The organism is Kitasatospora hibisci (genome assembly GCF_043950205.1).
In the GTDB taxonomy this organism is placed as follows: domain Bacteria; phylum Actinomycetota; class Actinomycetes; order Streptomycetales; family Streptomycetaceae; genus Kitasatospora; species Kitasatospora hibisci.
Genome location: NZ_CP171642.1, coordinates 3,095,223 through 3,112,990, shown reverse-complemented (window position 1 = coordinate 3,112,990; position 17,768 = coordinate 3,095,223). Strand labels below are relative to the sequence as shown.

Here is a 17,768-nt window from a genome sequence, read left to right as displayed (position 1 = left end):
TACGGACCGGGCGGCGGCTACCCTGCTGGAGTGACCGCAGAATCCTCCGCACCCGCACCCACGCCCGGCAGCGACCGGCCGGCCGCCCTGGTCGTGGGCGCCGCCATCACCGCCCTGGCGGGCGCCGCGCTGGCCGTCGTCGGCGTCTGGGACATGGTGTCCGCGCTGTCCGGCCAGGAGAAGCAGCTCGCCCTGAACGAGTTCGGCGGCCTGGTGATCGTGCTGCTCGGCGCGCTGCCGATACTGGCCGCCCGGGCGCTCCTGAAGGGCCGGCGCTGGGGCCGCAGCCCGGCCGTGCTGACCAACTCGATCTGCCTGCCCGTGGCGTACTACATGTGGCAGAGCGGCGGCGCCATGGCGGCCGTCGGGATCGGCGTCGGCCTGCTCGGTGCGGTCGGCATCGGCGCCCTGCTCAGCCCGAAGTCGACGGCGGCCCTCTACGCTCCGCACGAGGGCTGAGCGCAGAGGGCCGCACGGCCGTTCACGACCGCCGGGCGGCCGTCAGTTCCAGGGCGTGTCCGACACGCCCTACTCCTCCACCAGGAGCTTCTCCCGCAGCTGCGCCAGCGTGCGGGCGAGCAGTCGGGAGACGTGCATCTGTGAGATGCCCACCTCGGCTGCGATCTGCGACTGCGTCATGTTCCGGAAGAACCGCAGCACCAGGATCTTCTGTTCCCGGGGCGGCAGTTGGGCCAGCAGCGGCTTGAGCGACTCGCGGTACTCGACGCCCTCCAGCGCCTCGTCGGTGGCGCCCAGGGTGTCCGCGACGGCCGGCGACTCGTCGTCGCTGTCCGGCACGTCCAGCGACAGCGTGGAGTACGCGTTGGCGGACTCCAGGCCCTCCAGGACGTCTTCCTCGGAGATCCCCAGGTGCTCGGCCAGCTCGTGCACGGTGGGGGAGCGGCCGTGCCGCTGGGAGAGCTCGCTGGTCGCCGTGGTCAGCGACAGCCGCAGCTCCTGGAGCCGGCGCGGCACCCGGACCGCCCAGCCCTTGTCCCGGAAGTGCCGCTTGATCTCGCCGACGATGGTCGGCGTCGCGTAGGTGGAGAACTCGACCCCGCGCTCGTGGTCGAACCGGTCCACCGACTTGATCAGCCCGATGGTGGCGACCTGGGTCAGGTCGTCCAGCGGCTCGCCCCGGTTGCGGAACCGCCTGGCCAGGTGCTCCACCAGCGGGATGTGCATGCGCACCAGCTGGTTGCGCAGCTCCACCCGCTCCGGCGAGCCCTCGGGCAGCGCGGACAGCCGGACGAACAGCGCGCGCGCCGCCTCCCGGTCCGGCGCGCCCGAGCGGTGCGGGCCCTGGGCGGGCACCGCGCCGCGCAGCACCTCGGCCGCCGGGTCCTCCGGTGAGGGCGGGGGCGAGGGTGTCTGCGACGGTTCGGTCGGCTCGGTCGGCTGGCTCATCCGGTGGGCGTCCTTCGGGTGCGCGTCGTCGTTGGCGGCGAGGCCGGGAACGCTCGCCTGGGTCGGTACGGCAGGGCCCGCCGTCGCGAGGCCGGTACGGTCCAGATCACTCACGGCCATTCCCCCGTTCCGTTCCGGGAGCACCGGGACCGTGGTGGTCCCGGATTCGTCTTGTGGGTCGTACCGCGCGAAAGGCGGTACCGGGAGCCGTCCGCCGGCCCGGGTGGGGGAACCGGGCGGACGGCCCTTGTTCGGTGCTGCTGTGGTGGCTCTAGTGCGCGGAGGATCCGCCGCGCTTCTTGTGCAGGCTGATCGACACGGTGTTGTCCTCGCCGACCGAGGACTCCACCTCGCCGGCCAGCGCGGAGAGCACCGTCCAGGCGAAGGTGTCCCGCTCCGGGGCCCGGCCGTCCGTGGTCGGGGCGGAGACGATGACCTTCAGCGAGTCGCCGACCAATCGGAACTCGCAGGAGAGGACCGAGCCGGGCACCGCCTGCTGGAGCAGGATGGCGCAGGCCTCGTCCACCGCGATGCGGAGGTCCTCGATCTCGTCCAGCGTGAAGTCCAGCCGGGCCGCGAGCCCCGCCGTCGCTGTTCGCAGCACCGAGAGGTAGGCCCCCGCCGCGGGCAGCCGGACCTCCACGAAGTCCTGCACTCCGGGCTCGCCGTCGATCTGGGACACCCTCACCTCCTGGGTGACGCGCTGTGCTTCCGGGCCGGTGGCCGCGGCACTGTCTGTTGCTTGGCTCAACTGCTTCGCCCCAACTGTCCAGAGGGGTGGTGCGGTACGTACCGGTCATACCCCTCGAAGAGTGGCCGGACGCCGCGCCCGCACGAGACGTTACCGCTTTTGATCCCCGCGCGGGAGTCACTCATGGTAAGCCCTTGTGACACAGGGCGTCAGCGGTCGGGCGGCCCCTTCCGCGATCCCCCGGGAGCGGGCTCCCGGGAGGGGTCAGCGGGTGCCGGCCGCGGTGAGCGCCTCACCGGTGAGCCGGTAGACGGTCCAGCCGTCCATCGGCACCGCGCCGAGCGACTTGTAGAAGTTGATCGAGGGCTCGTTCCAGTCCAGCACCGACCACTCCATCCGCGAGTAGCCGCGGTCCACGGCGATCCGGGCCAGTTCCAGCAGCAGCGCCTTGCCGTGGCCGCCGCCACGGGCCTCCGGGCGGACGTAGAGGTCCTCCAGGTAGATCCCGTGCGTCCCGCGCCAGGTGGAGAAGTTGAGGAACCAGACCGCGAAGCCGACCGGCTCGCCGGTGGCGTCGTCCTCGGCGATCAGCCCGAACAGCGCCGCACCGGCGCCGAACAGCGCGTCCCGCAGCTGTTCCTCGGTGGCCACCGCCTCGTGCGGGGCCTTCTCGTACTCCGCGAGCTCGCGGATCATGGCGTGGATGACCGGGACATCGGCGGCAACGGCGGTACGGATCATGCGACGAGCCTACTTGGCCTGCTCGTTCTCGTCCCAGGCCTGGATCGAGGTCTGGTCGACGATCCGGCCGTCCCGGAGGTCGGCCATCGAGCTCATCAGGACCCGGATCCCGTCGGGGTACCGGCAGGACTCCAGGAAGGCGAGGTGGTCGTCCTGGACCACCGCCCGCTCCAGCTTGTGGGTCATCTCCCGGCCGTAGAGGTCGTCCAGCATCGCGGCGATCTCCTCCCGGCCGTGCATCACCAGGGGGTGGCTCGGCTGGGTCTTGCGGTCGACGACGCGCAGTTCGGCGTCGTCCGCGTACAGCGCCAGCAGGGCCTCGGCGTCGCTGCGCTCGATGCCTTCGCGGAGTGCGTCGGTGTCGAAGGCGGTCGGCGCGGCCATCGTGCTCATGCTCTCGCTCCTCCGGTCGGTTCCGTCGGCTCGTACCTCCGAGCCTACGCCCGCAGGGCCGCCCCCCACACGGTGGTTCAGCCCGCCGCCGCGCTGCGCAGGTACGCCGCGAGCGCCGTGATCGCGGCCGGGTTGCGCGGGCTCTCGACCAGGTCGGCGTAGTCCAGGACGAAGATCCGGTCGTTCTTGACCGCGGAGACGCCGGCCAGCGGGGGGAAGGACTTCAGGAAGCTCCGCTTGGCCCCGGCGTCGGTGTCGCCGTAGTTGTTGATCAGGATCACCTCGGGGTCGCGCCGGACCACGCTCTCCCAGCCGACGGTGGTCCAGGAGTCGGCGATGTCGCCCGTCACGTTCTCCCCGCCGGCCCGGGTGATGATCTCCTGCGCGGCGGCGAACCTCCCCGCGGTGTAGGGCTTGTCCTCGCCGCTGTCGTAGAGGAAGACGCGCTGCCGGCGCTCGGGCTGCGGCACGGCGGCGATCTGCGCCTTGAAGTCGGCGATCAACCGGTCGGCCCGGTCGCGGACGTCGAAGATCTCGCCCAGGTTGGCCAGGTCGGTGTAGAGCGCGTCCAGCGGGGACATCACCCCGCGCTCCGGGCCCGAGCCGCTGCGGCAGGACTCGCTCAGCACGTAGGAGTCGATGCCCAGGCCGGCCAGCGCCTTCGGGGTGAAGCCGTCGGCCTCGCTGAAGCCGTAGTGCCAGCCGGCGAAGACCAGGTCGGCCCCGGCCTCCAGCACGAGCTCCTTGGTGATCCGCTGCTTGGAGAGCCAGGCCGTCCGCCGGTAGCCGTCCTTCCAGGCCACCTTGTCCACCCCGCCCTTGTCGTCGGGCATCACGTAGCCGGCCATCCGGTCGGCGACGCCGAGCGAGAACAGCAGCTCGGTGATGCCGACGTCGTTGCTCACCGCCCGTGCGGGCTTGCGCTGGTAGGTGGTCCCGGTCCCGCAGTTGTCGACGGTCACCGGGTAGTGGGCGGCGGCGCCGGACGGGGCGGCGGCGTCCCCGGCGGGGGCGATGTCGGCGCCGCAGGCGGTCAGGGTGAGGGCGAGCAGGGCGGCGGAGGCGGCGGCCTTGGTGCGCATGGGAGGTCCTCGGGGATCAGTGGAGTCGGTCGAAGAGCAGTTGGAAGGCGCCCGTCGCGGGGTGCCGGACGGGGGTCGCGCGGACGCCGAACACCTCGGCCAGCAGGGCGGGTCGGAGCACCTCGGCGGGTGTCCCGGAGGCGACGATCCGGCCGGCCGCGATGACGTGCAGCAGGTCGCAGTGGGAGGCCGCCAGGTTGAGGTCGTGCAGCGCGGTGAGCACCGTCGGACCGGCCTCCCGGACCAGCGCCAGGACCTCCAGCTGGTGGGCGATGTCCAGGTGGTTGGTGGGCTCGTCGAGCACCAGCACACGCGGCTCCTGGACCAGCGCGCGGGCGATCAGAACGCGCTGCTTCTCCCCGCCGGACAGGCTCAGGAAGCCGCGCCCGGCCAGGTGCCCGGCGCCCACCCGCCGCAGCGCGGCGGCGCACTTCTCGTCGTCGCCCGCACCGGGCCGGGCGAACCCGCCCCGGTGCGGCAGGCGGCCCATCCCGACCACCTCCTCGGCCGTGAAGTCGAACTCGGCGGAGTACTCCTGCGGCAGTGCGGCCACCCGCCGGGCGGCCTCGCGCGCGGGCAGCGCGTGCAGGTCCTCGCCGTCCAGCCGGACGGCTCCGGCGGCCGGCCGCAGCGCCCGGTAGACACAGCGCAGCAGGGTGGACTTGCCGCTGCCGTTCGGCCCGATCAGGCCCACCAGCCGGCCGCCGGGGGCGGCCAGGGTGACGTCGTGGATCAGCCGGACGCCGGCCAGGTCGACCGAGAGGCCGTCGACGGAGACGTCCATCAGCGGCCTCCGAGGGCGTGGCCGCGACGGCGCATCAGCAGCAGGAAGCAGGGCACCCCGAGCACCGCGGTGACCACGCCGACCGGCAGTTCGGCCGGGGCCAGCAGGGTCCGCGAGACGATGTCCACCCAGATCAGCAGCAGCGCGCCCGCGAGGGGAGCGACCAGCAGCACCCGGCGGTGGCCGGCGCCGACCAGCATCCGGGTCAGATGAGGCACCATCAGGCCGACGAAGCCGATCGCGCCGCTGACCGCGACCACGGTGCCGGTGACGGCCGCGGTCACGGCGAACAGCTCCCGGCGCAACCGGTCGCCGTCCACGCCGAGCGAGGCGGCGGTCTCGTCGCCCATCGCCAGCGCGTCCAGCCGCCCGGCGGCGCAGGCCAGGTAGCCGAGGCCGGCCAGCACGGTGCCGGCGGCGATCGGGACCGAGCCCCAGGTCGCCCCGCCGAGGCTGCCGAGCAGCCACATCATGGCGCTGCGGGCCGCCTCTCCGCGTGCGGCGGCGAACACCATCAGCGCCGTCACCGCCGAGAAGCCGTACGACATCGCCGTGCCGGTGAGGACCAGCCGCAGCGGGGTGAGGCCGGCGGCGGTCCGCGCGGCGGCGTACACCAGCACCATGGCGAGCAGCGCCGCGCCGAACGCGGAGACCGAGATCGCCCAGACTCCGAGCGAGGCGAAGGCGCCGAGCAGCAGCACCGCGTTGGCGCCGACCGAGGCGCCGGAGGAGATGCCGAGGACGAACGGGTCGGCGAGCGCGTTGCGGACCATCGCCTGCACGGCGACCCCGGTGGCTGCGAGCCCGGCGCCGACCACGGCGGCCAGCACGGTGCGCGGCAGCCGGATCTCCCAGACGATGGCGTACGCGGCGGCCTCCTCGGCGGGCAGCCGACCGCCCGTCAGCCCGGCACCCAGCAGCCGCAGCACGTGTGACCAGGCGAGTCCGGTGGAGCCCAGGGCCACCCCGCAGACCAGGGAGAGCAGCAGCGCCGCGGCCAGACCGGCGGCCAGCGGGCCGGCGGGCAGGCGGCGGGCCGCCGCGGACACGGGCGTGGGCGCCGTCGGGGGCGGTGCGGTCGCTGCGGTGGTCACGGGTGGCGCGCCTTCGCCTCTGGCCGCGGCCGGCAGGGGGCGATCGCGCCCGGGACGCAGGCGTGCCGGGGCGCCATCCCCTCGCAGTCCGCGGCGAGTTGTCGGGAGGTCGGCGCCCCCGGGCGATCGGGCTCGCGGGGCACGGGGCACCGCTTACCGTTGCGGGTCAGCGCCGGATTCGCACCGGCTTCCCCCGCGGGGCGCCCTGGCAGCATAACAAGTGCTCCGGCCGAGTGACCCTTACCGGGTGGGTCGGGCCGTCGGGAACGCGACCGCCCCCGTCCGGCGGGCCGGACGGGGGCGGTCGGTGCGGGCTGATCGGGGATCAGGCCTGCTTGGTCTCCCAGAAGATCTTGTCGACCTCGGCGATCAGGTCGAGCAGGGCCTGGCCGGTGGCCGGGTCCGTCGACGCCTTGGTGGCCGAGGCGGCCTTCAGGGTGTCGTTGATCAGCTGGTGCAGCTGCGGGTACTTCTCGAAGTGCGGGGCCTTGAAGTAGTCGCTCCACAGCACCGAGATGTGGTGCTTGACGGCCTCGGCGCGCTGCTCCTTGATGATGATGGCGCGGGCGCGGAAGTGCTGGTCCTCGTTGGCCTGGTACTTCTCCTGGGTGGCCTTGACCGACTCGGCCTCGATCCGGGCCTGCGCGGGGTCGTACACGCCGCAGGGGAGGTCGCAGTGGGCGTGGGCGGTGGCGCGAGGTGCAAACAGACGAGAGAACATGGGAGTCCTTCCTTAGATCGTCTTCCCGCGCCCGAGATTACCCTTCCGGTCCCCGGGTTTCGCGATCGGGCGGTGGGCCTCGGTCAAAAGGCGGAGTCGGAACCGGGCCAATCCGGACACCGGCCGGGAGGCCGCCGGTGCGGCAGACTTGGACGCGGCCGGCCGGGAGGAGGAGTCGTGGCGCGGATGGCGGAACCGGAAGGCGGCACCCCGGGGGGTGGCGCGCCGTTCGGACTGATCGACGTGGCGGGTCCGTCGATGGTGCCGACCCTGCGCGAGGGCGACCAGCTGCTGGTCCGCTACGGCGCGCGGATCCGGCCGGGCGCGGTGGTGGTGTTCCGCCACCCGTTCCAGCAGGACCTGCTGGTGGTGAAGCGGGCGGCCGAGCGCCGGGCCAAGGGCTGGTGGCTGCTCTCCGACAACCGGCCGATCGACAGTGACAGCCGCAGCTACGGCGCCGTCCCGGACGAGCTCGTGCTCGGCCGGGTGCTGTTGCGGCTGCGGCCGCGCCCGGCCTGGCTGGCGCCGGGCCGGGGGCTGGAGCGCCTGCTGCTCTGCGGGCCGTTCGCCCGGGTGCCGGGCCTGGCCCGCCGCTGCGGCGTCTGGGTCGACCCGGACAGGGTCTAGCCGCCTGGCTGCTCAGCGGACGACCGGACCCGGCGTGGCTGTCCGGGCGCTGTCAGACCTGCCCGCCGGGGGCGGCCGCGTCCTGGGCCTCCTGGCGCTTGCGGGCCCGGTACGCGGCGACGTTGGCCCGGGTGGCGCACCGGTCCGAGCAGTACCGCCGGGACCGGTTGGTGGAGGTGTCGAGGTAGGCGTTGCGGCAGGGCGCGGCCTGGCAGATGCCCAGCCGGTCGGCGCCCAGCTCGGTCAGGTGGACCGCCAGCCCCATGCAGGCGACGGCGCTGAAGTGGGCGGTGGCGGTCGGTGAGTTGTCGGCCAGGTGCAGGTGCCAGCGCGGGCGCCCGACGTCGTCCAGGTGCTCGTGGCCGGAGATCAGCGGGCTGACCGGGAACTCCATGAGCAGGCTGTTCAGCAGGTCGACGCCGCGGACCTCGTCGCCCTCGGCGGCGGCCTCGAACACCCCGCGCAGCCGGGTCCGGACGGTCCGCAGTCGCGGCAGGTCCGTCTCGTCGGCGAGCGCGGCGGCGCGCGAGGACTCGGAGAACAGGGCGCGCACCGCCTCCACCGAGGTCAGCGAGTCGGTGCCGCGCTCGGGCTCCTCGGTGTTCACCAGCCGGACGGCCAGATCGGCGTACGAGGCGAGCTCCACGGTGGTCCTTCCAGAATTCGGTAACGGGCTGAATGCCTCCAGCCTATTACCTGGGCGGGGAAAGCGTCGGCGCCCGGCAGGACCGGCCTGCCGGGCGCCGAGGGGTGCGGCGGGCGCACCCCGGTGAGCTCAGAGCACCTCGGGGTCAGAGCACCTTGGAGAGGAAGGCGCGGGTGCGCTCGTGCTGCGGGTCGGTGAGGACGTCGCGCGGGTTGCCCGACTCGACGACCACACCGCCGTCCATGAAGACCAGGGCGTCGCCGACCTCGCGGGCGAAGCCCATCTCGTGGGTGACGACGACCATGGTCATCCCCTCCTCGGCCAGTCCGCGCATGACGTCGAGGACGTCGCCGACCAGCTCGGGGTCGAGCGCCGAGGTGGGCTCGTCGAAGAGCATCAGCTTGGGCTTCATGGCGAGCGCGCGAGCGATCGCGACACGCTGCTGCTGGCCGCCGGAGAGCTGGGACGGGTAGTTCTTGGCCTTGTCGGACAGGCCGACCCGCTCCAGCAGGGCCATCGCGCGCTCCCGGGCGTCCGCCTTGGACTCGCCCTTGACCTGCACCGGCGCCTCGATGACGTTCTCTATGGCGGTCATGTGCGGGAACAGGTTGAAGCGCTGGAACACCATCCCGATGTCGCGCCGCTTGAGCGCGACCTCGCGGTCCTTGAGCTCGTAGAGCTTGTCGCCCCTCTGCCGGTAGCCGACGAGCTCGCCGTCGACCCAGAGCCGGCCGCCGTTGATCTTCTCCAGGTGGTTGATACACCGCAGGAAGGTCGACTTGCCGGAGCCGGAGGGGCCGATCAGGCAGAACACCTCGCCCTGCTTGACCTCCAGGTCGATGCCCTTGAGCACCTCCACCGGGCCGTAGGACTTGTGGACGCTCTCGGCGCGGACCATCGGGCCGTCGGAGGCGTCGACGGGCTTGGTCAGATCGGTCATACGTGACCACCTCCCTCAAGCCCCGGGACCACGTCGGTGGTCTTCTTCGGGGCGGGCTTCCCACGGAACAGGCCCCGCACCCGCTGCAGCGGGGTCGGCGGGAGCGTCCGGTTGGAGCCGCGGGCGTAGTGCCGTTCGATGTAGTACTGGCCGATGGTCAGCACGGAGGTGAAGAACAGGTACCAGAGGCTGACCACGATCAGGATCGGGATGTTCTGGTAGTTCCGAGAGTAGATCACCTGACCGGCCCGGAAGATCTCCTCCAGGGAGATCACCGACACCAGCGAGGTGGTCTTGAGCATCGAGATGGTCTCGTTGCCGGTCGGCGGGATGATCACCCGCATGGCCTGCGGCAGGATGATCCGCCGCATGGTCTGGAACTGGCTCATGCCCAGCGCGTGCGAGGCCTCGGTCTGCCCGAGGTCCACCGACTGGATGCCGCCGCGGACGATCTCCGCCATGTAGGCGGCCTCGTTGAGGCCCAGGCCCAGCAGGGCGGCCACGAAGGTCGGGATCAGGACGTTGGTGGACTCGGACCAGAACTCCGGTCCCACCCACGGCACGCCGATCGAGATCCTGGCCCAGATCAGGCCGAGGAAGTTCCAGAACACCAGCTGCACCAGGACCGGCGTACCGCGGAAGACCCAGATGTAGACCCAGGCGGTGGCCGAGAGCAGCGGGTTCGGGGAGAGCCGCATCACCGCGAGGATGATGCCGCCGACCACACCCATGAGCATGGAGAGCGCGGTCAGCTCCAACGTGACGAGCATGCCGTGCACGATGCTGTCGTGGAAGAGGTACTTCCCGACGATGTCCCACTTGAAGGCGGGGTTGGTGAAGAGGGCGCTCACGAACATCGCAGCCAGTACGGTGATGACTGCGGCGCCCGCCCAGCGTCCGGGGTGGCGGACCGGGACGGCCTTGATGGTCTCAGGCCGTCCCTTCTCCGCGTGCCCCTGGTCCAGAGAGTTCACGGTGTGGCCTCGGGGGAGAGATGTGCCGGCGGAGGGTCAGCTGACAGCGCCGTTGAGGGTGGACTTGTCGAGGGCGCCGGCCTCGACGCCCCACTTGGTGAGGATCTGCTTGTAGGTGCCGTCGTCGATCAGCGACTGGACGGCGCCCTGGACGGCCGGCGCGAGCGCGGCGCCCTTGGCGAGGGCGATGCCGTACGGCGCGGAGTCGTAGGTGGTACCGATCTTCTCCAGCTGGCCGCCGGACTGCTTGACGGCGTAGTCGATGACCGGGGAGTCGGCCATCATCGCCTGGTCGCGGCCGGAGACCACGGCGTTGGTGACGTCGGTCTGCAGGTCGAACTTGTCGCCGTCGTTGACGACGCCCGGCTTGCCGGCCTGGGCGCAGGCGGGGTTGCGGACGTCGACGATCTCCTGGGCCTGGGTGGTGCCGGTCTGGACGGCCACCTTCTTGCCGCAGAGGTCGTCGGCGCTGATCTTGTCGGGGTTGCCCTTCTTGACCGCGATCGCACTGCCGGCGTTGAAGTAGGTGACCATGTCGACGACCTGCTCGCGCTCCTTGTTGTCCGTGAGGGACGACATGCCGAGCTGGAACTTGTTCGACTGGATACCGGGAATGATCGCCGTGAACTGCGAGTCCTGGACGTCGGCCTTGAGCCCGAGCCGGGCCGCGATGGCGTTGGCCAGGTCGATGTCCATGCCGATGATCTTGCCGCTGTCGTCCTTGAACTCGTTCGGCGCGTACGACGCGTCCGAGCCGACGATGATCTTTCCGGAGGACTTGACGTCGGCGGGGACGAGCGCGGCGAGCTTGTCGTCGACCTTGACCTCGCTGACGGTCGCGGTGGCGTTGGGGGCGCCGCCACCCTCGTCCGTGCTGCTGCTGCTGCAGGCGGTCAGTGCCAGCGAGAGGGACGCGGCTGCTACGCCGGCGGCGATGAGGCGGGTGCGCTGGGTACGGGCGGTCATGGGGGGATCTCCTCCTGAGGGAGAGGTCGGGCGGAGCGCGCCGCGGGGGAGCGGCACACCGGGGGTGCGGGCCGTACGGCGCTGTACGGGTTCGGGTGGTATATCGCTGTACTGCGCACGGGCGAAGCCGGTGGTGCAGGCCTGGGCATGGTCCGCGCAGGGTGGTGCGAGGTACTGCTTCCGCCACCCTCCGCCGAGGTGGACGTTGATCGAACCGCCTCGACCAGTGGTCGGCTCGATCCGAGATGGGGGGAATCCTGCCATCACATGACGGTCGGATGGCCCTCATTCAGATCAAAATCGGATAACGAGGGGCCTCGCCGTCCGCTATACGGACGAATGCCGAGCTCCTGTCACCCTGCGTATAAGTATGCGGATCCCCCTGCGCTCCGGCCGGGAGGCCCGGCCGCGCGCCCGGGGGATTGCGGACGCGCAGGGGCCGGGTCGGATCCCGCCCGGATCCGACCCGGCCCCTGCGTCCGGTTGCGGCGGTTCAGATGCCGCCGTTGACCACCGCGTTCTGCGCCGCGCCCGCGGAGACGTTCCACTTGGAGAGGATCTTGTCGTACTCGCCGCTGCGGATCAGCTGGTCCACCGCCTTGGACAGCGAGTCGCGCAGCGCGGTGTCGTCCTTGCGCACGGCGATCCCGTACGGGTTGGACTTGGACTGCGCGCCGGTGACCTCGAAGCGGTTGCCGTTGTCGGTGGTCTTCGCGGCGTAGGCGGCGACCGGGAAGTCGTTCAGACCGGCCACCGCCACGCCGGAGGCGACCTCGGCCAGGGCCTTGGCGTCGCTGTCGAACTTGTGCACCGTGAGCGCCTTGCCGGCCCGGGTGCAGGCGGTCACCTGGCGGCCGATGATCTCGTCCTGGGTGGTGCCCTGCTGCACCGCGACGGTCCGGCCGCAGAGGTCGTCCAGGGTGTGGATGCCCTTCGGGTTGCCCTTCGGGACGGTGATCGAGCTGCCGGCGATGAAGTAGTCCACGAAGTCCACGCCGGGGTGGATCTGCTTGCCGGCGTCGTCGACGCCCTCGCGGCGCTGGCGGATGTCGCTGAGTGCGGACATCACCACGTCGTACTGCTTGGCGTGAAGGTTCGGTATCAACTTGTCGAACGGAGTGTCGACGATCTCGATCCGCACGTCGAGGACCTTGCCGAGGGCCTCGGCGATGTCCGGGTCGAGGCCGGTCGGCTTGCCGTCGGCGCCGCGGAAGTCCACCGGGGCGTAGTTCAGGTCCGAGCCGACCCGGAGCACGCCGGCGCTGCGCTGGGCCTTGGGGAGCTTGTCGCGCGCCACCTCCCCGGCGTCCTTCGTGGTCTCCTCGCCGCCGCCGCCGCAACCGGTCAGCAGGAGGGCTCCGGCGGACACCAGCGCGAGGGCGGCGGCGGCCGTACGTCGGGGGTGGGGGCGGTGGTGCATGAGCGGGCTCCTGTGGGAGGGATGTGGAGGCCTCGCGGCGTCGCGGGGGTGCGTGAGACGGCGGGCCATGGGATCCTCCCATCCCTCCCTCGGGGGCCCGGCGGCGGGTGTGTCAGAATTCGGTACCGGGTGACCCCCGACGCTCGAACCCAGACCGCCGAGTCGAGACAGGCTCGGGGTGCAGAGGAACGGAAGTCATCGACGCCGACTCCGTATCCGTGGCACCGGCTCCCCTCGTGTCTGCGTTCACTCCTACGGGTGTTCGTGCACGTTCGCCGTCGCCGCCACCGGGTCCGGGCGCTTCCGACGCCCGGCGCCGTCAAGTGGCCGAGATGCGGATGAAATGCACGTAACGAGGACGAAAAGGCATAGGTGCGATGCCGTCGTCCGACCTACGCTCGGCCCGGTAGCACAGCGCAGACAACTGGAAACAACCCTCACCCGAGGGCGCAGGCCCCGACGGCAGCGCCCCGACCCCGCCATCCTCCCCGGGTCCGCTTCGGCGTACCCGGTTTCGGGTTTCCGGCAGGGTCGCCCCAGCTCCGTCGGCCGTGCCCTCGCTATCAATGACGAAGAGGTCATCGTGGCAGCGGAGATCATCCACACCAGCACGCAGGACACCGACGATCCGGTCGACGCCGTCTTCGCGCTCCACCGCGGCGGCAAGATGGAGGTCCGGGCCACCGTCCCGGTGCGCGACGCGGACGACCTGTCCCTCGCCTACACCCCCGGTGTCGCCCGGGTCTGCACGGCCATCGCCGAGCAGCCGGAGCTGGTGAACGACTACACCTGGAAGGCCAACACGGTGGCGGTCGTCACCGACGGCACCGCCGTGCTGGGCCTCGGCGACATCGGCCCGGAGGCCTCGCTGCCCGTCATGGAGGGCAAGGCCATCCTGTTCAAGCAGTTCGGCGGTGTGGACGCGGTCCCGATCGCGCTGGCCTGCACCGAGGTGGACGAGATCGTCGAGACCGTCGTCCGGCTCGCGCCCTCCTTCGGCGGCGTGAACCTGGAGGACATCTCCGCCCCGCGGTGCTTCGAGATCGAGCGCCGGCTCCAGGAGGCCCTGGACATCCCGATCTTCCATGACGACCAGCACGGCACCGCGATCGTCACCACCGCGGCCCTGTGGAACGCGGCCAAGGTGACCGGCCGGGAGATCGGCTCGCTGCGCGCGGTCATCTCCGGGGCCGGCGCGGCCGGCATCGCCATCGCCAAGATGCTGGTGGCCGCCGGCATCGGCGACGTCGCGGTCTGCGACCGCAAGGGCGTGGTCTACGACGGCCGCGGCGACCTCACCGACGTGAAGGCGGAGATCGCCGCGCAGACCAACAAGTCCGGCATCAAGGGCTCGCTGGCCGACGCGCTGGCCGGCGCCGACGTCTTCATCGGCGTCTCCGGCGGCACCGTGCCGGAGGAGGTCGTGGCGACCATGGCCGAGGGTGCCTTCGTCTTCGCCATGGCCAACCCCAACCCGGAGATCCACCCCGAGGTCGCACACAAGTACGCGGCGGTCGTCGCCACCGGGCGCAGCGACTTCCCGAACCAGATCAACAACGTGCTGGCCTTCCCCGGCATCTTCGCCGGCGCCCTCCAGGTCCGGGCCAGCCGGATCACCGAGGGCATGAAGCTGGCCGCCGCCAAGGCGCTGGCCGGCGTGGTCGCCGACGAGCTGACGCCGCAGAAGGTCATCCCCTCGCCGTTCGACGAGCGGGTCGCCCCGGCGGTCACCAAGGCCGTCGCCGACGCCGCCCGCGCCGAGGGCGTGGCGCGGATCTGACGCGGAGGGGGGCGCTCCCGCCACGAGGAGCGCTCCCCCTGCGGGTGAAGGGCCGGGTTCCGGGACGCGCGTCACACCGACGTGTGGTTCCGGGCCCGGTCCTTCGCCGTTATCGTCCGGATCATGTTTGCTGCCTACGCCGCACGAATCGACGCCGACGACCCGCTGAGCGCCCTGGAGTTGGGCGAGCTCCCCGAACCGCAGGCGCGGCCCGGCTGGAGCGTGGTCACGGTCAAGGCCGCCACTCTCAACCACCACGACCTCTGGTCGCTGCGCGGGGTCGGCCTGCCCGCCGAGAAGCTGCCGATGATCCTCGGCTGCGACGCCGCCGGCGTCGACGAGCACGGCAACGAGGTGGTCATCCACTCGGTGATCGGCCAGAGCGGCCACGGCGTGGGCCCGGACGAGCCGCGTTCGATCCTGACCGAGCGTTACCAGGGCACCTTCGCCGCCCGGGTGGCCGTGCCCACCTGGAACCTGCTGCCCAAGCCCGCCGAGCTCTCCTTCGAGCAGGCCGCCTGCCTGCCCACCGCCTGGCTGACGGCCTACCGGATGCTGTTCACCAACGCCGGCGTGAAGCCGGGCGACACCGTGCTGGTCCAGGGGGCCGGTGGCGGCGTCTCGACCGCGCTGGTCGTCCTCGGCAAGGCCGCCGGCCTGCGGGTCTGGGTCACCGGCCGGGACGAGGCCAAGCGCGCCCGGGCCGTCGAGCTCGGCGCCGACGCCGCCTTCGAGAGCGGCGCCCGGCTGCCCGAGCGGGTGGACTCGGTGATGGAGACGGTCGGCGCCGCCACCTGGTCGCACTCGGTGAAGTCGCTGCGCCCCGGCGGCACCATCGTCATCTCGGGGGCCACCTCCGGCCCCAGCCCGAAGGCCGCCGAGCTGAACCGGATCTTCTTCCTGGAGCTCAAGGTGGTCGGTTCGACCATGGGCACCAAGGAGGAGCTGGCCGGCCTGCTCTCGCTCTGCGCGACGGCCGGCGTCCGGCCGGTGATCGACTCGGTACTGCCGCTGGCCGAGGCCAGGGAGGGCTTCGCCCGGCTCGCCAAGGGCGACGTCTTTGGGAAGATCGTCCTCAACCCGTGAACGCACGGGTGCCCGGTGCTCCCCCGAGGGGACACCGGGCACCCGCACGCCGGCTCAGCCGAGCAGGCGCTTCAGCCGCTCGCCGGCCCGGCCCAGCACCGTGCGGGCCTCCGCGAGCCGGTCGGCCGTCACCCCGCCGTCCCGGGCCGCGTCGCGGACCTGGTCGCGGAAGCGGTCGAGCAGTCGCTCCAGCTCCCGGGCCGGGTCACCGGCCGGGTCGGTGGCCGTCCACGCCGGCAGGTCGGCCGGGGCGGTACCGGCCGGCTCGTCCTTGTCCAGGTCGATCCGGGTGACGGTGATCCGCTCGGCGGTCGGTGCGGTGTCCCCGGCCGGGTGGCCCCAACGGGCCGCGTCGGCCAGGCCGGCCAGGCCCTTGGTCAGCTCGGAGAGCCCCTCGGCGAGGCCCGTCGGCCAGTCGCCCTTGGCGGCGTGCTCGCGCACCTGCTGCTCGACCCGGCGCTTGATCCGCAGCGCCTCCTGCTGCGCCGCCGTCCGCGCCGCCTTCGACTGCTCGCGCAGCCGGCGGGCCTCCTCCTCGGCGGCCTTCGCCTTGGCCTTGGCCGCCTTCTCCTGCTCCTTGGCGCGCTTGGCCTGCTCCTTGGCCTGGCGCTTGAACTGGGTGAACTCCTCCTTGGCGCGCTGCCAGGCGTCCTTGTCCCCCCAGGGTCCGGCCCACGGGTCCCCGTCCTCGGCGCGCTCGGGCCGGGGGGCTTGCTTGGCCGCCCCCCACAGCTCCTCGCGGAGGTCCTTGGCACTGTCCCGGACGTCCTCGCGGATCGCCCCGGCGAGCTGGGCCACCGAGTCGCGGATCTCCAGCTCGAGCTGGTCCAGCTCGCCCCGGCGGGCCGCCAGCTCGGTGCGGCCGGCGTCGGTGAGCCGGTAGACCTTGCGGCCGCCCTCGGTGCTGTGGGCGACCAGCCCCTCCTGCTCCAGCTTGGCGAGGCGGGGGTAGACGGTGCCGGCGGACGGCGCGTAGAGGCCCTGGAAGCGCTCCTCCAGGAGGCGGATGACCTCGTAGCCGTGCCGCGGCGACTCGTCGAGCAGCTTCAGCAGGTAGAGCCGGAGCCGGCCGTGGCCGAAGACGGGGCTCATGTCAGGCCTCCTTGGTGAGGTCGGGGCCGTTGTCGGCGTCCTTCGCCGGCTTCGGGCCGGCCGGGAGCTCCTTGACGAGCGCCGGGCCGTCGTCCTCGGCGTCCGGGCGGCGCAGCACGGTGACGGCGCCGGAGACGGTGGTCACCGAGAGGCTGCCCTGACCGTCCCCGAGCTGGCCGGAGAGCCGCTTGGCGCCCCAGGTGCCGCCGACCTTGAGCTGGTCGAAGGTGCTGGAGATGTCCCCGCTGTTGGTGCCGGCCTCGACCCTGGTGTCGGCCAGCGAGGGGAGCCGGACCCCGACCGGGCCGCTGACCGTGGTGACCTTGATCTCGGTCGGGTTGACCACGTCGAGGTCCAGGGTGACCGCGCCGGTGACGGCGTTGGCCAGCACCCTGTCGGCCTTCCCTGCGACCACGGTGAGTCCGCCGGAGACGGTGTTCAGCTTGAGCTGGCCGGCCACCGACTGGACGTCGACGTCACCGGAGACGGTGTTGGCGGAGGTCCGCCCGGCCAGGCCGACCAGGGTGACGTCGCCGTTGGCCGACTGGGCCGAGACGTGCTCGGCGAAGCCGGAGACGGTGGTGTCGGCCGAGACGGTGCCGACCTTCACCTCGGTGCCGGCCGGCGCGGTCAGGGTGACCGAGGCGCTCCGCTTGCGCTTCAGCGAGGAGAAGAAGCCCTTCACCGAGTCGACCGACTTGAGCACGTCGCCGAAGTCGCTCCAACTGCTGAGGTCCTTGTAGGTGACCGTCAGGACGCCGTCCACCAGGGTGACGTGGAGCGGCTCGCCCTTGAGCTCGGTGACCTCCAGACGGGCCGGCCCCTCGGCGGCGACCACGTTGACCGCCCCGTCGATGATCCGGACGTGGACCGTCCGGACCTCGTCGTCGATGGTGATCCTGTCGGGGTCCTCGATCGTCCACTGGCTCATCTCTGCCGCCTCCCGTTGCGACTCGCGATGTATCGCGTTCTCTAACAAAGACGATATATCGCGTAACGTCGAAGTCAAGGGAGCCCGCCCCCGAGGACGACCCGGAGCCGTCCCCGATCCGCCCCCTACGGGAGGCGCGCGAAGGGCCCGGGAGGCGGTTGCCTCCCGGGCCCTTCGGCGGCGTCTCACCGGGTCACTCGTCGTCCCGGGTCACTCGTCGTCCTCGTCGTCGAGCCGCGCCAGCCAGGTGGCCAGCCGCTCGACCGGGATCTCGAAGTCCGGGTTCAGGTCGACGAACTCGCGCAGGCGCTCGGCCAGCCACTCGAAGGTGACCTCCTCGTCGCCGCGCCGGCTCTCCAGCTCCTCGATGCCGCGGTCGGTGAAGTACACGGT

At 71.9% G+C, this 17,768-nt stretch carries 20 protein-coding genes and 1 riboswitch; of the genes, 4 read left to right on the top strand and 16 right to left on the bottom strand.

Annotated features, from left to right (window positions below; genetic code table 11):
* Positions 1-30: 30 nt before the first annotated feature.
* A complete protein-coding gene (locus ACF9IK_RS13190; RefSeq protein WP_238865352.1) occupies positions 31-459 on the top strand; it encodes a hypothetical protein in 429 nt (142 codons plus the stop codon).
* Between the two features lie 69 nt (positions 460-528).
* On the opposite strand, the gene ACF9IK_RS13185 is transcribed toward ACF9IK_RS13190, so the two are convergent.
* The 8 genes from ACF9IK_RS13185 to sodN form a co-directional block, all read right to left on the bottom strand.
* A complete protein-coding gene (locus ACF9IK_RS13185) occupies positions 529-1,521 on the bottom strand; it encodes an RNA polymerase sigma factor SigF (RefSeq protein WP_395294409.1) in 993 nt (330 codons plus the stop codon).
* A 157-nt stretch (positions 1,522-1,678) separates the two neighbouring features.
* A complete protein-coding gene (locus tag ACF9IK_RS13180) occupies positions 1,679-2,089 on the bottom strand; it encodes an anti-sigma regulatory factor (protein ID WP_360190786.1) in 411 nt (136 codons plus the stop codon).
* 273 nt (positions 2,090-2,362) lie between these two features.
* Complete coding sequence (locus tag ACF9IK_RS13175; protein WP_395294408.1) at positions 2,363-2,839, bottom strand: GNAT family N-acetyltransferase; 477 nt, start codon at positions 2,837-2,839, stop codon at positions 2,363-2,365.
* A gap of 9 nt (positions 2,840-2,848) precedes the next feature.
* Positions 2,849-3,232: a nuclear transport factor 2 family protein gene (locus ACF9IK_RS13170; protein WP_395294407.1), complete on the bottom strand. Its 384-nt coding sequence runs from the start codon at positions 3,230-3,232 to the stop codon at positions 2,849-2,851.
* A 77-nt stretch (positions 3,233-3,309) separates the two neighbouring features.
* A complete protein-coding gene (locus ACF9IK_RS13165; protein ID WP_395294406.1) occupies positions 3,310-4,314 on the bottom strand; it encodes an ABC transporter substrate-binding protein in 1,005 nt (334 codons plus the stop codon).
* Positions 4,315-4,330: 16 nt separating this feature from the next.
* Positions 4,331-5,098, bottom strand: coding sequence for an ABC transporter ATP-binding protein (locus ACF9IK_RS13160; protein WP_395294405.1), 768 nt, complete (start codon positions 5,096-5,098; stop codon positions 4,331-4,333).
* Entirely contained in the window at positions 5,098-6,192 is a 1,095-nt protein-coding gene (locus ACF9IK_RS13155) for a FecCD family ABC transporter permease (RefSeq protein ID WP_395294404.1), read from the bottom strand. Before ACF9IK_RS13155 ends, ACF9IK_RS13160 begins: the two co-directional genes overlap by 1 nt.
* A 120-nt stretch (positions 6,193-6,312) precedes the next feature.
* Positions 6,313-6,386, bottom strand: a riboswitch (cobalamin riboswitch).
* Positions 6,387-6,517: 131 nt separating this feature from the next.
* A complete protein-coding gene (sodN, locus tag ACF9IK_RS13150; RefSeq protein ID WP_395294403.1) occupies positions 6,518-6,913 on the bottom strand; it encodes a superoxide dismutase, Ni in 396 nt (131 codons plus the stop codon).
* 186 nt (positions 6,914-7,099) lie between these two features.
* On the opposite strand from sodN, the gene sodX reads away from it, so the two are divergent.
* Positions 7,100-7,540, top strand: a complete 441-nt coding sequence (sodX, locus tag ACF9IK_RS13145) for a nickel-type superoxide dismutase maturation protease (RefSeq protein ID WP_395294402.1) — start codon at positions 7,100-7,102, stop codon at positions 7,538-7,540.
* Positions 7,541-7,592: 52 nt separating this feature from the next.
* Here sodX and ACF9IK_RS13140 read toward each other — a convergent pair whose 3' ends face one another.
* The 5 genes from ACF9IK_RS13140 to ACF9IK_RS13120 form a co-directional block, all read right to left on the bottom strand.
* Positions 7,593-8,186, bottom strand: a complete 594-nt coding sequence (locus ACF9IK_RS13140; RefSeq protein ID WP_395294401.1) for a CGNR zinc finger domain-containing protein — start codon at positions 8,184-8,186, stop codon at positions 7,593-7,595.
* Positions 8,187-8,331: 145 nt separating this feature from the next.
* Positions 8,332-9,084 (bottom strand): amino acid ABC transporter ATP-binding protein, encoded by a 753-nt coding sequence (locus ACF9IK_RS13135; protein ID WP_395298556.1) that lies wholly within the window; start codon positions 9,082-9,084, stop codon positions 8,332-8,334.
* Between the two features lie 38 nt (positions 9,085-9,122).
* Positions 9,123-10,100: an amino acid ABC transporter permease gene (locus ACF9IK_RS13130; RefSeq protein ID WP_395294400.1), complete on the bottom strand. Its 978-nt coding sequence runs from the start codon at positions 10,098-10,100 to the stop codon at positions 9,123-9,125.
* 36 nt (positions 10,101-10,136) lie between these two features.
* Positions 10,137-11,066 (bottom strand): ABC transporter substrate-binding protein, encoded by a 930-nt coding sequence (locus tag ACF9IK_RS13125; RefSeq protein WP_395294399.1) that lies wholly within the window; start codon positions 11,064-11,066, stop codon positions 10,137-10,139.
* A gap of 493 nt (positions 11,067-11,559) precedes the next feature.
* Entirely contained in the window at positions 11,560-12,486 is a 927-nt protein-coding gene (locus ACF9IK_RS13120; protein ID WP_395294398.1) for an ABC transporter substrate-binding protein, read from the bottom strand.
* 583 nt (positions 12,487-13,069) lie between these two features.
* Between ACF9IK_RS13120 and ACF9IK_RS13115 the strand changes: the two genes are divergently transcribed.
* Both ACF9IK_RS13115 and ACF9IK_RS13110 read left to right on the top strand, forming a co-directional pair.
* The gene (locus ACF9IK_RS13115) at positions 13,070-14,266 is read left to right on the top strand and encodes an NAD(P)-dependent malic enzyme (RefSeq protein WP_395294397.1); all 1,197 of its coding nucleotides are present in this window, start codon (positions 13,070-13,072) and stop codon (positions 14,264-14,266) included.
* 123 nt (positions 14,267-14,389) lie between these two features.
* The gene (locus ACF9IK_RS13110) at positions 14,390-15,352 is read left to right on the top strand and encodes a zinc-binding dehydrogenase (RefSeq protein ID WP_395294396.1); all 963 of its coding nucleotides are present in this window, start codon (positions 14,390-14,392) and stop codon (positions 15,350-15,352) included.
* A gap of 54 nt (positions 15,353-15,406) precedes the next feature.
* Here ACF9IK_RS13110 and ACF9IK_RS13105 read toward each other — a convergent pair whose 3' ends face one another.
* From ACF9IK_RS13105 to ACF9IK_RS13095, 3 genes are all read right to left on the bottom strand, one after another.
* Positions 15,407-16,444 carry a PadR family transcriptional regulator gene (locus ACF9IK_RS13105; RefSeq protein WP_395294395.1) on the bottom strand — a complete coding sequence of 346 codons (1,038 nt, stop codon included), beginning with the start codon at positions 16,442-16,444 and terminating at the stop codon, positions 15,407-15,409.
* A gap of 1 nt (position 16,445) precedes the next feature.
* A complete protein-coding gene (locus tag ACF9IK_RS13100; RefSeq protein ID WP_395294394.1) occupies positions 16,446-17,375 on the bottom strand; it encodes a DUF4097 family beta strand repeat-containing protein in 930 nt (309 codons plus the stop codon).
* Positions 17,376-17,585: 210 nt separating this feature from the next.
* Positions 17,586-17,765 (bottom strand): DUF6104 family protein, encoded by a 180-nt coding sequence (locus ACF9IK_RS13095; RefSeq protein ID WP_030235677.1) that lies wholly within the window; start codon positions 17,763-17,765, stop codon positions 17,586-17,588.
* Positions 17,766-17,768: the final 3 nt, after the last annotated feature.